This is a genomic window from Stenotrophomonas panacihumi, assembly GCF_001431645.1.
Classification (GTDB): Bacteria; Pseudomonadota; Gammaproteobacteria; order Xanthomonadales; family Xanthomonadaceae; genus Stenotrophomonas_A; species Stenotrophomonas_A panacihumi.
In genome coordinates this window covers 15,283-30,170 of sequence record NZ_LLXU01000057.1, presented here as the reverse complement: position 1 = coordinate 30,170, position 14,888 = coordinate 15,283, and the positions used below count along the sequence as shown (strand labels likewise).

Here is a 14,888-nt window from a genome sequence, read left to right as displayed (position 1 = left end):
CCCCCGAGCGCGCTTCGCCCCCGCACACCCCACGGCTCTCTTCGACCGGCGAGGAAAGAAAGGCGAATCGCAGCGCAAAAAGCCGTGGCATGGCCACGGGTTTTCTTCTTTCTCTCTCTGGAGAAGAGCCCCCCTTTGTTAAGGGGGGCGCGGCGAAGCCGCGGGGGATAGGCAAGGCAGAAGCTGGGGCCCGAAGTTTGCGCAGCAAACTTTGGGGGCTAAGCCCGCAAAGCGGGATTAGCCGCGAGAGTCGAACAGGACGTTCGCCCGAGCCGTGACGCCCCTATACGGCAGGCCGGTGCCCGCACCGTAAGGCAACGCAACCTACCGCACACCCCGAACGCGCCATCAAAAAAAACCATACCGCCAACCAACAAAACTCCACACCCCAAAACGAAAGAGGCCCGAACTCTCGCTCAGGCCTCTTCCAAATCAGCAGATGCAGAAAATCACCCCTTGGCAAAAACCAACTGCCCGCCCTCTGCATCCACCTTGATCACATCTCCACCTACGTACTCGCCACCGAGAATCTTCTGCGCCAGCGGATTCTCCAACTGCGCCTGGATCGCCCGCTTCAAGGGGCGCGCGCCATACACGGGGTCGAAACCAACGTTGCCCAGAAGATCAAACGCCTTGTCGCTCACCTCGATCCGCAAGCCACGCTCGCCCAGCCGCTTCTCCAGCCCCGCCATCTGGATCTTGGCGATCTGCTTGATCTGCTGCTTGTCCAGCGGATGGAACACCACGATGTCATCCAGCCGGTTGATGAACTCCGGCCGGAAATGCGCCTGCACCACGCCCATCACCGCGGCCTTCATCTGCACGTAGGCCTCCGGCGAGTCGTCACCACTCAACTCCTGGATCTGGTGCGAGCCCAGGTTGGAGGTCATCACGATCACCGTGTTGCGGAAGTCCACCGTGCGACCCTGGCCATCCGTCAGCCGGCCATCGTCCAGCACCTGCAACAGGATGTTGAAGACGTCCGTGTGCGCCTTCTCCACCTCGTCCAGCAGGATCAGCGAATACGGCCGGCGACGCACCGCCTCGGTGAGATAGCCGCCTTCCTCATAGCCCACGTACCCCGGGGGCGCACCGATCAGCCGCGCCACCGAATGCTTCTCCATGAATTCGCTCATGTCGATGCGGATCATCGCGTCGCTGCTGTCGAACAGGAAATCGGCCAACGCCTTGCACAGCTCGGTCTTGCCCACGCCCGTCGGGCCCAGGAACAGGAACGAGCCACTCGGACGGTTCGGATCCGACAGGCCCGCGCGCGAACGCCGCACGGCATCGGATACCACGCGAATGGCTTCCTCCTGCCCCACCACGCGGTGGTGCAGCACGTCTTCCATGCGCAGCAGCTTGTCGCGCTCGCCTTCGAGCATCTTGTTGACCGGGATGCCCGTCCAGCGCGAGACCACCTCGGCGATCTCCTCGTCGGTCACGCGGTCCTGCACCAGCTTGAAGTCCTTCTGCTCGGCCTCGCCCGCCATCGCCAGCTGCTTTTCCAGCTGCGGCAGCTGGCCGTACTGGATCTCGCTCATCTTGGCGAAGTCCTGGCGGCGCTGCGCGGCCTCCAGGTCCAGCTTGGCCTGCTCGATCTGCTCCTTGATCCTGGTCGCGCCCTGCAACGCGGCCTTCTCCGACTTCCAGATTTCGTTGAGGTCGGAGAATTCGCGCTCCAGCCCGTCGATGTCGGATTCCAGGTCGGCCAGGCGCTTCTGCGAGGCTTCGTCCTTCTCCTTCTTCAGCATCTCGCGCTGGATCTTGAGCTGGATCAGCCGGCGCTCCAGGCGGTCCAGCTCCTCCGGCTTGGAGTCGATCTCCATGCGGATGCGGCTGGCGGCTTCGTCCATCAGGTCGATGGCCTTGTCCGGCAACTGGCGGTCGGTGATGTAGCGGTTGGACAGCGTGGCCGCCGCGACGATCGCCGGGTCGGTGATCTCCACACCATGGTGCACGGCGTACTTTTCCTTCAGCCCGCGCAGGATGGCGATGGTGTCCTCCACCGTCGGCTCGCCCACGAAGACCTTCTGGAAACGGCGCTCCAGCGCGGCGTCCTTCTCGATGTACTTGCGGTATTCGTCCAGCGTGGTGGCGCCGATGCAGTGCAGCTCGCCGCGCGCCAGCGCCGGCTTGAGCATGTTGCCCGCGTCCATCGCGCCATCGGCCTTGCCGGCGCCGACCATGGTGTGCAGCTCATCGATGAACAGGATGATCTGCCCTTCGTTCTTGGCCAGGTCGTTGAGCACGCCCTTCAGGCGCTCCTCGAATTCGCCGCGGAACTTGGCGCCGGCGATCAGCGCGCCCATGTCCAGCGAGAGCACGCGCTTGCCGCGCAGGCCCTCGGGCACTTCGCCGTTGATGATGCGCTGGGCCAGCCCTTCGACGATGGCGGTCTTGCCCACGCCGGGTTCGCCGATCAGCACCGGGTTGTTCTTGGTGCGGCGCTGCAGGACCTGGATGGTGCGGCGGATCTCCTCGTCGCGGCCGATCACCGGGTCGAGCTTGCCGCTCTCCGCGCGCGCGGTGAGGTCGATGGTGAACTTCTCCAGTGCCTGGCGCTGGTCTTCGGCGTTCTCGCTCTGCACGGTCTCCCCTCCCCTCACTTTCTCGATCGCCGCGTCGATGCGGCGCTTGTCCGCGCCGGCGGCGCGCATCGCCATGCCCAGCGCGCCGCCATCGTCGGCGGCGGCCAGCACGAACCACTCGCTGGCGATGAAGGCATCGCCGTGCTGCTGGGCCAGCTTGTCGGTCTGGTTGAGCAGGCGGGTCAGGTCATTGCCGATCGACAGGTTGCCTTCCTGGCCGGACACCTTGGGCAGTTTGTCGAGCGCTTCGCCGAGGCGTTCGCGCAACACGGGCACGTTGACGCCGGCCTGCGCGAGCAGCGGCCGGGTGCTGCCGCCGGACTGGTCCAGCAGCGCGGTCATCACGTGGACCGGTTCGATGATGTTGTGGTCGCGACCAACGGCCAGCGACTGCGCGTCGGCCAGCGCCTGCTGGAAACGCGAGGTGAGCTTGTCCATCCGCATGGTGGGCGTTCCTCTTGGAATAGAAGGGGCCGGCTGCGCCGGCAATGATCACCAGATGCGGTTAAGCAGACGTGTTTCAAGAGTGGGTGAGACGGGTAGTTTTTGCGTTGTGCAGTTGCGCGGCTTGCGATGATCCCATAATGGGACTAGGCTAGCTTCATGCGAGTGATTGCGGTCGGCTGCCTGAGGGATTTCTGGCGACGTCACCCGGCCGCCGAGCAAGCGCTCAAGGCCTGGCATGACGAGGCCCGGCACGGCAAATGGCTCACTCCGCAGGACATCAAGGCGCGCTACGCCAGCGCCAGCTTCGTCGGACGGAACCGCGTGGTCTTCAACCTCAAGGGCAACGACTACCGCCTGGTCGCTGCCGTGGCTTACCGGTTCGAGGCGGTGTACATCAAGTTCGTCGGCACGCATGCCGAATACGACCGGATCGACGCTGCCACCGTGGAGGTGCCATGAACATCCATCCCATCCGCAACGATGCCGACTACCGCAACGCGCTGCGCGAGGTGTCGGCGTACTTCGACCACGAGCCCGAGCCGGCATCGCCGGAAGGCGATCGCTTCGAGATCCTGGTGACGCTGGTGGAGGCCTACGAGGCCCGGCATTTCCCCATCGATGCCCCCGACCCCATCGAGGCGATCCGCTTCCGGATGGAACAAGCGGGGCTGTCGGTGAAGGACCTGGTGCCGTCGATCGGCCAACCGAATCGCGTCTACGAGGTACTCAACCGCAAGCGCGGCCTGACGCTGGAAATGATCCGCAAGCTGCACCGCAACCTCGGCATCCCGGCCGAAAGCCTGATCGGCGCGTGAGCGGAGAGACGGTCACCGGCTGGCACGTGTACCTGCTGTTGTGCCGCAACGGCAGCTATTACGCGGGCATCACCAACGACGTGGCGGCGCGTTACGCCGCCCACGCGGCCGGACGCGGCGCGCGCTATACGCGCGCCTTCCCGCCGGTGGAACTGCTCGGCAGCCGTCCCTTCCCCGACCGCGCCAGTGCCTCGCGCGCGGAGTGGGAACTCAAGCAACTGCCGAAGTCGCGCAAGCTGGCGTGGCTGGATCAAGCCACCTGATTCAAGGCCCCGCGGGCCGCGCGTCGTCCACGGACACGCCCAGCGACTGCGCATACCCGCTATCCCGCAAGACCTGGTCGGCATCGGGTAGCGCGATCATCGCGCGCAAGGCCTGCCGCGGATGGCGGTCGCGGTAGGCAGCCCATATCCGCACGCCCACCCAGTACGCCAGGTCGGGCGGGCCGCCGTCCTCGCGGCCGCTGTTCCACATCCAGCGCGTACCGGCGGCGATGGCTTCAGGGTCCGGCGAGGCGCCCTGCCAATGGGTACGCAGGGTCTGCCGGTCATCCAGGAACTGGCGCAGCAAGGCCTGCTCCCGGGCCATGGCCCACGCATTGTCGGCGCCATCCGCCGTACCGCCGGTGATGTCCGCCGCGAGATGACTGGCCGCCCCCTCGCGCAAGGCCCACGCCAGCAGGTCGCGCCGCAGGGGGCTGTCTTCGGAGAGCAGCGGCTGCAGGGTGTGCGCGGTTTCGTGCGCGACGAGGGTACGCAGGCTCACGCGCCAGTCCGGCTGTGCGCACAGCTGCTCCAGGCTGATGCCAACCGTGCGTTGCGATGTCGCCAGGCCCAGCGCGTTCCCGCTGCCGAACACGACATCCACCGCGGGCAACCGCGCTTCGGGGAAGCGCTCACGATAGGCCTCCAGCACGGCGGCCACGCCGGCTTCCTGCGATGGCATCGCCGCCAGGCATTCGTCCATCGCGTACCGGTACTTGCCGGGGTCGGCCGCTATGGCCTGCGCGAGCTGCGCGGCGCTTCCCACGCCGTCGGCGATGTAAGCCCGCAGGCCCGCGGTGCCGGGATCCAGGTAGCCACGCTGCAACTGATTGGCGTCGGGCCGGCCCTGCCCGCTTTCGAACACCCGCGCGAACCGGCGCGCGTCGTCCAGGCGAAGCACCGGGCGCATGGCCGCCGTCGCGGTCGCCGCGCAGATCACCGCGCACAGCAGCCACCCACTGCCCCTGTTTGCTTTCGAGCCCATCGCGCGACCCTCCCGCCCACTGCGACGGCGAGCAGGGTAGCCGAAGAGGCGTGAGCCTCAGGCGCCGGTGATCGCCGCGCGGAACGCCCGCAGCTGCTGCTTCACCGCCTCGGCCTGCTCCGGCGCCAGGCGCAGCACCGCCTTCTGGCCGACCGACAACGACTCCAGCGAAGGGTCGGCGAATCGCAGCTTGCCATTGGCCCCCGGTACGACCGCCAGCGGCTGCCGCGGCACGGGTGTCTGCAGCAGATGGTCGATCACCGTGACCAGGCGGTCATTGAAATAGCCCTGCGGCGGGCCGACCTCGACATACGCCTGCTGGAACAGCGGATAGAAGCGACGGTAGGCGCCGGCCAGCGCCGAGGCATCGGCCTGCACGAACGCGCGCACGAAGGGCGCGTAGCGACGGGCATTGGCGGCGGTATCGAGCACCTGCACCTGGTCGTCGCCCGTCGCGGTGGCGAGCGTGTCCTGCAGCGGTCGATACGCCAGCGCACGCGGCGCGATGCTCCGCTGCGGCAGGTTGTCCACCATCACCACGAGGCGCTGCACGAGGTGGTCGCGCAGCAGGATTGCCAGCGCGCCGTCGTCGCCCACCACGCCGGCCAGCGCCGACAACACCGCGCCGTCGCTGCTGCCGAGTGCGGGAATCGCCGCGTCGGCGGCCGCATCCGGCGCGATGGGATGCGCGATGGCCGGCGCGGCGGCCGGCGCTGGCGCGGGCGGCGTGTTCGTGAGCGTGGGCGCGGCTTCGCCCTTGGCCGCGACCGTCGCGGGCGCCTGCGCGCCCTGCGGCCGGAACAGCCAGACGCCCGCGCCGATCAGTACCACGGCGCCGAGCAACCAGGGCCAGCGGGCGTGTTCGCGTGTCTGCATGTCGGTGGCTTCCCTCTTTTGCGTATGTGACCGCCCTTAGGACAGCCACGATCCGCGAGGGTTCCCCCGCCGCGTCAGCTCAGGTTGTGCGTTTCGGCGCGCCCGGCGTGAACGACAGCAGCGCGAGCACCGCCGCCAGCACGACATACGCGCCGACGAACTGCCAGCTGATCGTGCGCGCCAATCCTTCCAGCTGCCACGGCAGGTAGATGCCGCCGCGCGGGTCCACCGAATGGATCAGCCCGAACAGCGCCAATGCGGCGGCCACCAGCAGGAACACCGATGCGCGCCGCAGCCGGCCGTCGATCATCGCCGCCACCGTCGCCGTCCACAGCATCGCGGTGATGATGAAGCCGTTGCCGAGGGTGAAGATCACCGCCAGCTCCGGCAGGCCATGCGCGTCGGCCGTGGTGGTAAGCGCGTGCAGCTGCTCCGGGGCGATCCAGCCCGGCGCCTTGATCGCCAGCAGGTAGGCCACCGAAGGCAGGAAGCCCAGCACCATCGCGCCGGCATGGCGCGGCGGCGTGGCCTGGAAGGCCTGGGTGGTGATGTCGATGGCGACGTAGACGATGATCGGCGCCAGCACCGCCAGCGGCAGCCACTGCACCAGCCCGGAGATCAGCCCGAGCATGCCGCCGATGCCGACGAACAGGCCGGTCAGCAGCGTGTAGCCGCTGCGCGCGCCCATGTGCTTGTAGGCCGGCTGGCCGATGTACGGCGTGGTCTGCGCGACACCGCCGCACACGCCGGCCACCAGCGTGGCGAAGGCTTCGACCAGCAGGATGTCGCGGGTACGGTAATCATCACCGGCCGCGCGCGCGCTTTCGCTCACGTTGATGCCGCCCACCACCATCAGCAGGCCGAACGGCAGCAGCAGCGGCAGGTAGGGCACGGTGTTCGGCAGGCCTTCGAGGAAGCCCAGGCTCGGCCACGGCAGCACCACCGACAGCGGCGTCCACGCCGGCAGCGCGAAGCCCGGCGCGCCCAGGCCGGCCAGGCCCAGCCCGTAATACAGCGCGGTGCCGACGATCAGCGCCACCAGCACGCCGGGCAACGGCAACGGCAAGCGGCCCTTGGCGATCAGCACGTACAGCAGCAAGCCTAGCGTGACGAAGCCGGCCACCGGTGCGCGCAGCGTTTCCAGCAGCGGCAGCAGGCCCATCAGCACCAGCGCGATGCCGGCGATGGAGCCCAGCAGCGAAGCACGCGGCAACGCGCGCGTCACCGCTTCGCCGAAGAACGACAGCACCAGCTTGAGCAGCCCCATCACCACCAGCGAGGCCATGCCGAGCTGCCAGGTGGCGATCGCCGCATCGGCCGGGCTCTGGCCTTGCGCCTTGAACGCGACGAACGCGGGGCCGAGCACCAGCAACGCCATGCCGATGCTGGTGGGCGCATCCAGGCCCAGCGGCATGGCGGTGACGTCCTCGCGTCCGGTACGCGCGGCCAGGCGGCGGGCCATCAGCGTGTAGAGCAGGTTGCCGACCAGCACGCCAAACGCGGTGCCGGGGAACATGCGGGTGAACACGATCTCGGCGGGGAACTGGAACAGCCCGATCAACGCCATCGAGATGAAGCCGAGGATGGTCAGGTTGTCGACCAGCAGGCCGAAGAAGCCGTTGAGGTCGCCGGCGACAAACCAGCGCGGGCGCGCGGCGGGGGCGGAAGTGTTCATGCGAAGACCGGGAGAAGGAAGGACGGGGCGATCAGAACGACACTTCGACCGGCTGGCGCGACCACAGCACCGACTGGTGGCCGGTGGCCTGCTTCCATGCCAGGCGGATCGCCTCGATGTCGGCGCGCCGCTGCGGCGTGTCCTCGTGCAGGATCACCAGCACCTTGGTGCGCAGGCGGTTGGGTTGCGGCGCGCCGCGGAACAGCCACTGGCCATAGGCGTCGAACACGGTGAGCCCATCGGGGAAGCGCGGCGTGACCTCCTTGTCGAGGAAAGCGCGCCAGCGTTCCTCGCTGATCGGCGCGTCCTGCGGACGGTCGGCCGTCCCGCTTTCCTCGCCGACGCCGAAATACAGCTCGCTGCGCACCCAGCCGCTGGCCTGCGCAGGACGCAGCGCGTCGCCGCGCAGGTCGGCGGTGGCACTGGCAGGCGGGGTGGAAACCGGCGTGGCGGCGCAACCGGCCAGCAGGAGCGAGAAGGCAAGGAACGAACTGCGCAGGACGGCGACGGGCTGGAACACGGGGGAGACTTCTCTACGGGAGGACGGGGAGATTAGCCGGCCGCGACGCGGCGACTCATAACCAGCGGCGATGACTTCATGTCGAAAACCCGACCACTGGGCGGCGACGGAAAGTTAACATATCGCTTCATCCGGATGAATGTTCATCCTTCGTCACCGTTGGAGCTCCCCCCATGCATCGCCCTCTGCCCCGCCCGCTCGCCCTGGCCAGTGCCCTGTCGCTCGCGCTCGCCGCGCCCGCCTTTGCCCAGGACGCCACCAGCGCCACCACCTTGGACACGGTGATCGTCACCGGCACCCGCGCCAGCAACCGCACCGTGCTCGAATCCACCGCGCCGGTGGACGTGCTCACCGCCGAGGACATCCGCAAGGCCGGCGTGGTCAACGGCGAGCTGGGCAGTGCGCTGCAGGCGCTGCTGCCCTCGTTCAATTTCCCGCGCCAGTCCAACTCCGGTGGCGCCGACCACATCCGCGCCGCGCAGCTGCGCGGCCTGTCGCCGGACCAGGTGCTGGTGCTGGTGAACGGCAAGCGCCGCCATGTCTCGGCGCTGGTCAACACCGACAGCAAGATCGGCAAGGGCACCACGCCGGTCGACTTCAACTCGATTCCGGTCAGCGCGATCTCGCGCATCGAAGTGCTGCGCGATGGCGCCGGCGCGCAGTACGGCTCCGATGCCATCGCCGGGGTGATCAACGTGATCCTGGACAACGACCCGGACAGCGGCGCGGTGGAAGCCAGCTTCGGCGCCCACCACACCGACCTCAAGCCGATCGACCGCACGATCACCGACGGCCAGACCACCTTCCTCAGCGCCAAGGCCGGCACGCGGCTGGGCGGCGACGGCGGTTTCATCAAGGCCGGTTTCGAACTCAAGAACCGCGAGGCCACCAACCGCGCCGGCTTCGACCTCATCCCGCCGTGGGAGCAGACCGACAACAACCTCGCCCTGCAGGGCAAGCGCAACTACGCGATGGGCGATGGCCACAGCGAGGACGTCAACGTGTGGTTCAACGGCGAGCTGCCGTTCGGCCAGGACGGCAACGGCCGCCTCTACGCCTTCGGCACCTACAACTCGCGCGACACCGAGGGCGACAACTACTTCCGCTACCCGGACGACAGCAGCAACTGGCCGGAGGTCTACCCGAACGGCTACCGGCCGGTGTCGCTGGGCGACAACCAGGACCTGCAGCTGGTGGCCGGCGCGCGTGGCCAGTGGGGCGAATGGGACTACGACGCCAGCGTCGATTACGGCCGCAACGATTTCACTTACCGCCTGAAGAATTCGCTCAATGCCTCGCTCGGCCCGACCAGCCCGACCCGCTTCCGCACCGGCAGCTATGCCTTCGCGCAGACGGTGGGCAACTTCGACCTGAGCCGGGTGTTCAACACCGACGCGGCCACCCATACGCTGGGCACCGGCGTGGAGCTGCGCCGCGAGGAATACCGCACGCACGCCGGCGACCCCGCCAGCTACGCGGCCGGCCCGTACACCGACCGCCCGACCGGCTCGCAGGCCGGCGGCGGCCTGAGCCCGCAGGACGAGGCCGACCTGTCGCGCAACGTGCTCGGCGCCTACGTGAGCCTGTCGAGCCAGTTCGGCGAGAAGTTCTCCACCGACATCGCCGGGCGCTACGAGCACTACCAGGACTTCGGCAGCCAGTGGACCGGCAAGCTCGCCGCGCGCTACGAGTTCGTGCCGGCCTTCGCGCTGCGCGCGGCGATCTCCAACAACTTCCGCGCGCCCTCGCTGAGCCAGATCGGCTACGAGGCCACCTCCACCGGCTACGACGCCGCCGGCCGCCTCACCCAGGGCCGCCTGCTCTCGGTGAACAACCCGATCGCGCAGGCACTCGGCGCGCAGCCGCTGGATCCGGAGAAGTCGCGCAACTACAGCTTCGGCTTCACCAGCCGCGTGGGCGAGCACTTCGACCTGTCGCTGGACTTCTTCCAGATCGACATCGACGACCGCGTGGCGCTCTCGGAAGACATCACCGGCGATGCGCTGACCACCTTCGTGGAGGACAACTTCGGCGTCTCCGGCGTGCAGAGCGCGAGCTTCTTCGTCAACGCCGCCGACACCCGCACGCGCGGCGCCGAGCTGGTCGCCAACTGGCGACAGGCGCTGGCCGGCGGCCAGCTGCTGCTCACCGGCACCTACAGCTATGCCAAGACCGAGCTGAAGGACATCGTCGCCACGCCGGCCGAACTGCTGGCGCTCGACCCGGACTACGTGCTGTTCGGCGTGGAGGAGCGCAACACGCTCACCGACGCCACGCCGCGCACGCGCGGGCAGTTCGCCGCCAGCTGGAACAACGACCGCTGGTCGCTGCAGTCGCGCCTGAGCCGCTATGGCAGCGCGACGCGCGTGTTCGATTTCGGCGACGGCTACGTGCCCACCCAGACGTATGGCGCGGAGTGGCAGCTGGACCTGGAGGTCGAGTACCACGTGACCCCGCAGTGGAGCGTGGCGCTGGGCGGGCAGAACGTGCTGGACAACTATTCGGACGAATCGAACGAGGACATCTACTACTTCGGCAACCTGCCCTACGACGTGCTGTCGCCGATCGGCAGCAATGGCGCGTACTGGTATGGGCGGGTGCGATACACGTTCTGACCAGGCGTGAGCGGCCCGCGCGCCGCGGCTGCTCGGGACCCGGGTGACTTTCGCCCGGGTCCCGGTCCGCGCCCCGGGTGGACGCTCACCGTTCCATAACCTGAATATCACGCCCCGTTTGGCATCATGGGGCGCATGTCTGAAATCCCCCCTTTCCGACCGCCGCCGCCGTTGCTGGATGACGGCTGCGCGTTGTTCCTCGATGTCGACGGCACGCTGATCGAGTTTTCCGAAGACCCGGCCCGGGTCCGCCTGCTGCCGCAGGTGCGCGAAGCCATCGGCGTGCTCAGCGACCGCCTCGGCGGCGCCGTGGCGCTGGTCAGCGGCCGCCCGCTCTCCCAGCTCGACGCGCTGTTCGCCCCGCTGCGGCTGCCCGCCGCCGGCCTGCATGGCCACGAGCTGCGCAGCGACCTCGCCGCACGCCGCGACATGCCCGCCGCCGACGACACCACCGACTGGCTGCATTCGCTGCACCAGCGCGCCGCGCACATGGCGCAGGCGCATCCCGGCGTGCTGGTCGAGGACAAGGGCGTGAGCATGGCCCTGCACTGGCGTGCCGCGCCGCACTCCGGCGAGGCGGTGCTGGCGTTCGCCCACGACCAGATCGCCCAGCTGCCCAGCTACCGGCTGCAGCCCGGCGACCATGTCGTCGAGTTCGTGCCGCAGGGCAGCGACAAGGGCACGGCGGTCGAACAGCTGATGCAGCGCGCGCCGTTCCGCGGCCGCGTGCCGGTGTTCGTCGGCGACGACCTCACCGACGAATACGGTTTCCTCGCCGCGCTGCGGCTGGGCGGCTGGGCGGTGCGCGTGGGCACGCGCGAACCGACCCAGGCCCGCCACGCCCTGCCCGATCCCCTCGCCGTCCACGCCTGGCTGCAGGAGAACGCCAGCGGCGGATGACCCTCCCGCTCCTCCCCCGGCAACAACCAAGGATCCTCCCCCCATGAGCGAACCGAACCTGGACCTGGGCGTCATCGGCAATTGCAGCTTCGGTGCCCTCATCGACCGCCAGGCCCGCGTGGTCTGGAGCTGCCTGCCCACCTTCGACGGTGACCCGGCCTTCTGCCACCTGCTCTCGCCGCGTATCGAAGGCGGCGATTTCTCGGTCGAACTTGAGGATTTCCAGGAGAGCGAGCAGGCCTACATCCCCAACACGGCGATCCTGCGCACGGTCCTGCGCGACAGCAAGGGCGGCGCGATCGAGGTGATCGACTTCGCGCCGCGCTGGCGTAACCACAACCGTTTCTACCGCCCGGTGAGCATCGTGCGGCAGATCCGCCCGCTCTCCGGCGCGCCGCGCATCGTCGTGCGTGCGCGCCCGCTGGCCGACTGGGGCGCGCGCGCGCCGGAATCGACCTGGGGCAGCAACCACATCCGCTGGATGCTGCCGGACTTCACCCTGCGCCTGACCACCGACGTGCCGATCCGCTTCGTGCGCGACGAATTGCCCTTCGTGCTCAACCACCCGGTGCACCTGGTGATCGGCGTGGACGAATCGCTGATGCGCTCGCTCACCGGCTACGTGCAGGAAGCCTACGAGCGCACCGAGGAATACTGGCGCGAGTGGGTGCGCTATCTCTCCGTGCCGCTGGACTGGCAGGAGGCGGTGATCCGCAGCGCGATCACCCTGAAGCTGTGCCAGTACGAGGACAGCGGCGCGATCATCGCGGCGATGACGACCTCCATCCCCGAGGCGCCGCACACGCCGCGCAACTGGGACTACCGCTATTGCTGGCTGCGTGACGCCGCGTTCGTGGTGCGCGCGCTCAACCGCCTCGGCGCGACGCGCACGATGGAGCAGTTCATCGGCTACATCTTCAACATCGCCACCACCGACGGCACGATGCAGCCGCTGTATGGCATCGGCTTCGAGTCATCGCTGGAGGAGCACGAGGTCGAATCGCTGGACGGCTACCGCGGCATGGGCCCGGTGCGGCGCGGCAACCTGGCGTGGATCCAGAAGCAACACGACGTCTACGGCAGCGTGGTGCTCGCCTCCACGCAGCTGTTCTTCGACCTGCGCCTGAAGGACCCGGGCGATGCGGCCACCTTCCGCCGCCTGGAGCCCCTGGGCGAGCGCGCCTACGCGCTCTACAACGTGCCCGATGCCGGCCTGTGGGAATTCCGCGGCCGCGCCGAAGTCCACACCTACACCGCGGCGATGTGCTGGGCCGCGTGCGACCGCCTGGCCAAGATCGCCGACCGGCTCGGCCTGGAAGACCGCCGCGCCTACTGGCGTACCCGCGCCGACGAACTGCGCGCGCACGTCCTGGGCGAAGCCTGGAGCGCGGAACGCAACCACTTCACCGACACGCTCGGCGGCCACCGGCTCGACGCCTCGCTGCTGCTGCTCGCCGACATCGGCATCGTGGAGGCCACCGACCCGCGCTTCATCGGCACGGTGGAGGCCATCGGCCGCGACCTCAAGCACGGCGATTCGCTGTACCGCTACATCGCGCCGGACGACTTCGGCGAGCCGGAAACCAGTTTCACCATCTGCACGTTCTGGTACATCGACGCGCTCGCCGCGATCGGGCGCAAGGACGAGGCACGACAGATGTTCGAACGCATCCTCGACCGTCGCAACCACCTGGGCCTGTTGTCGGAAGACCTGGCCTTCGAGGACGGCGAGGCATGGGGGAACTTCCCCCAGACGTACTCGCATGTGGGGCTGATCATCGCCGCCATGCGCTTGTCCCGGAGTTGGCAGGAGGCTTCATGAGTAGATTGGTCGTCGTATCCAACCGCGTCGCGGTGCCCGGCGAAAGCCGGGCCGGCGGGCTGGCGGTGGGCCTGCTGGCCGCGCTGCGCGAACGTGGCGGGTTGTGGTTCGGTTGGAACGGCAAGGTGGCGCGCGGCGAAAGCGGCGCGCTGCACGAACAGGACGATGGCGATATCCGCTTCGTCACGATGGATTTGAACAAGCGCGACCTGGACGCCTACTACAACGGTTTCGCCAATCGCACGTTGTGGCCGTTGCTGCACTTCCGGCTGGACCTGGTGGACTACGACCGCGCCAAGCGCGACGGCTACCGCCGGGTCAACGCGATGTTCGCCGACAAGCTCGCGCCGATGCTGCGCGAAGACGATACGGTGTGGATCCACGATTACCACCTGATTCCGCTGGCCTCGCTGCTGCGCGAGCGCGGGATCGGCTGCAAGATCGGCTTCTTCCTGCACGTGCCGATGCCCTCGGCCGACCTGGTGCAGGCGATGCCGGACCACGCGCGGCTGTTCTCCACGCTGTATGCCTATGACCTGGTCGGCTTCCAGACCCAGCGCGACGTGGACCGCTTCCTCTCCTACGTGCGGCTGTTCGGCGGCGGCCGGCTGCTGGGCGATGGCGAACTGGAAGCACCGGGCGGGCGCCGGCTCCGCGCGGCCGCCTTCCCCATCGGCATCGACACCGAACTGATCGCCAGGCAGGCCAAGGCGGCGATGAGCAAGCAGGCGGTGCGCAACCTGCGCGGCAGCCTGCGCGACCGCCAGCTGGCGATCGGCGTGGACCGGCTGGACTACTCCAAGGGGCTGCCGGAGCGCTTTCGCGGTTTCGAGCGCTACCTGGAGCGGCATCCCGACCAGCACGGCACGCTCACGTACCTACAGATCGCACCGGTCTCGCGCGGGGAAGTCTCCGAGTACCGCGACCTGCGCAGCCAGCTGGAGCAGATCGCCGGCCACATCAACGGCGGGCATGCCGAGCCGGACTGGACGCCGCTGCGCTACGTCAACCAGAACTTCACCCACGCCACGTTGACCGGCTTCTATCGCAGTGCGGCGGTGGGCCTGGTGACGCCGCTGCGCGATGGCATGAACCTGGTGGCCAAGGAGTACGTGGCCGCGCAGGATCCGGACGACCCGGGCGTGCTGGTGCTTTCGCTGCTGGCCGGCGCGGCGGACGAGTTGCGCGAGGCGCTATTGGTGAACCCGCACGATCTCGACGGCGTGGCCGACGCGATCGCCACGGCGGCGACGCTGTCGCGGCCCAAGCGCATCGAGCGCTGGCAGGCGATGATGGAGCACCTGCGGCACAACGACATCAATCATTGGCGGCAGCGGTATCTGGAAGCGCTGGACGCGGCGTAGGCCTGCGCGGGACGC

The 14,888-nt window shown here is 68.4% G+C and carries 12 protein-coding genes; 7 read left to right on the top strand and 5 right to left on the bottom strand.

Annotated features, from left to right (window positions below):
• Positions 1–449: 449 nt before the first annotated feature.
• On the bottom strand, positions 450–3,035 hold the full coding sequence (gene clpB, locus ARC20_RS04900; RefSeq protein ID WP_057645226.1) for an ATP-dependent chaperone ClpB: 2,586 nt from the start codon (positions 3,033–3,035) through the stop codon (positions 450–452).
• 159 nt (positions 3,036–3,194) lie between these two features.
• On the opposite strand from clpB, the gene ARC20_RS04895 reads away from it, so the two are divergent.
• The 3 genes from ARC20_RS04895 to ARC20_RS04885 are packed head-to-tail and all read left to right on the top strand — an operon-like array spanning position 3,195 to position 4,116.
• On the top strand, positions 3,195–3,497 hold the full coding sequence (locus ARC20_RS04895; RefSeq protein ID WP_057645222.1) for a type II toxin-antitoxin system HigB family toxin: 303 nt from the start codon (positions 3,195–3,197) through the stop codon (positions 3,495–3,497).
• The gene (locus ARC20_RS04890; RefSeq protein ID WP_057645219.1) at positions 3,494–3,853 is read left to right on the top strand and encodes a helix-turn-helix domain-containing protein; all 360 of its coding nucleotides are present in this window, start codon (positions 3,494–3,496) and stop codon (positions 3,851–3,853) included. The genes ARC20_RS04895 and ARC20_RS04890 overlap by 4 nt, the downstream gene beginning before the upstream one ends.
• Positions 3,850–4,116 carry a GIY-YIG nuclease family protein gene (locus tag ARC20_RS04885; protein WP_057645216.1) on the top strand — a complete coding sequence of 89 codons (267 nt, stop codon included), beginning with the start codon at positions 3,850–3,852 and terminating at the stop codon, positions 4,114–4,116. Before ARC20_RS04890 ends, ARC20_RS04885 begins: the two co-directional genes overlap by 4 nt.
• Before the next feature lies 1 nt (position 4,117).
• Here the strand turns inward: ARC20_RS04885 and ARC20_RS04880 are convergent, their stop codons facing one another.
• The 4 genes from ARC20_RS04880 to ARC20_RS04865 form a co-directional block, all read right to left on the bottom strand.
• A complete protein-coding gene (locus tag ARC20_RS04880; RefSeq protein ID WP_146165834.1) occupies positions 4,118–5,101 on the bottom strand; it encodes a hypothetical protein in 984 nt (327 codons plus the stop codon).
• 57 nt (positions 5,102–5,158) lie between these two features.
• Positions 5,159–5,977: a DUF3014 domain-containing protein gene (locus ARC20_RS04875; protein WP_057645210.1), complete on the bottom strand. Its 819-nt coding sequence runs from the start codon at positions 5,975–5,977 to the stop codon at positions 5,159–5,161.
• Between the two features lie 79 nt (positions 5,978–6,056).
• Positions 6,057–7,652: a SulP family inorganic anion transporter gene (locus ARC20_RS04870; RefSeq protein WP_057645206.1), complete on the bottom strand. Its 1,596-nt coding sequence runs from the start codon at positions 7,650–7,652 to the stop codon at positions 6,057–6,059.
• 31 nt (positions 7,653–7,683) lie between these two features.
• Positions 7,684–8,172 carry a DUF3574 domain-containing protein gene (locus ARC20_RS04865; RefSeq protein ID WP_057645203.1) on the bottom strand — a complete coding sequence of 163 codons (489 nt, stop codon included), beginning with the start codon at positions 8,170–8,172 and terminating at the stop codon, positions 7,684–7,686.
• A gap of 173 nt (positions 8,173–8,345) precedes the next feature.
• On the opposite strand from ARC20_RS04865, the gene ARC20_RS04860 reads away from it, so the two are divergent.
• The 4 genes from ARC20_RS04860 (at position 8,346) to otsA (ending at position 14,873) form a co-directional block, all read left to right on the top strand.
• Positions 8,346–10,787, top strand: a complete 2,442-nt coding sequence (locus ARC20_RS04860) for a TonB-dependent receptor plug domain-containing protein (RefSeq protein ID WP_057645200.1) — start codon at positions 8,346–8,348, stop codon at positions 10,785–10,787.
• Positions 10,788–10,922: 135 nt separating this feature from the next.
• Positions 10,923–11,687 carry a trehalose-phosphatase gene (gene otsB, locus ARC20_RS04855; protein WP_057645197.1) on the top strand — a complete coding sequence of 255 codons (765 nt, stop codon included), beginning with the start codon at positions 10,923–10,925 and terminating at the stop codon, positions 11,685–11,687.
• A 43-nt stretch (positions 11,688–11,730) separates the two neighbouring features.
• On the top strand, positions 11,731–13,509 hold the full coding sequence (locus ARC20_RS04850) for a glycoside hydrolase family 15 protein (protein ID WP_057645195.1): 1,779 nt from the start codon (positions 11,731–11,733) through the stop codon (positions 13,507–13,509).
• The gene (otsA, locus tag ARC20_RS04845; protein ID WP_057645192.1) at positions 13,506–14,873 is read left to right on the top strand and encodes an alpha,alpha-trehalose-phosphate synthase (UDP-forming); all 1,368 of its coding nucleotides are present in this window, start codon (positions 13,506–13,508) and stop codon (positions 14,871–14,873) included. Before ARC20_RS04850 ends, otsA begins: the two co-directional genes overlap by 4 nt.
• Positions 14,874–14,888: the final 15 nt, after the last annotated feature.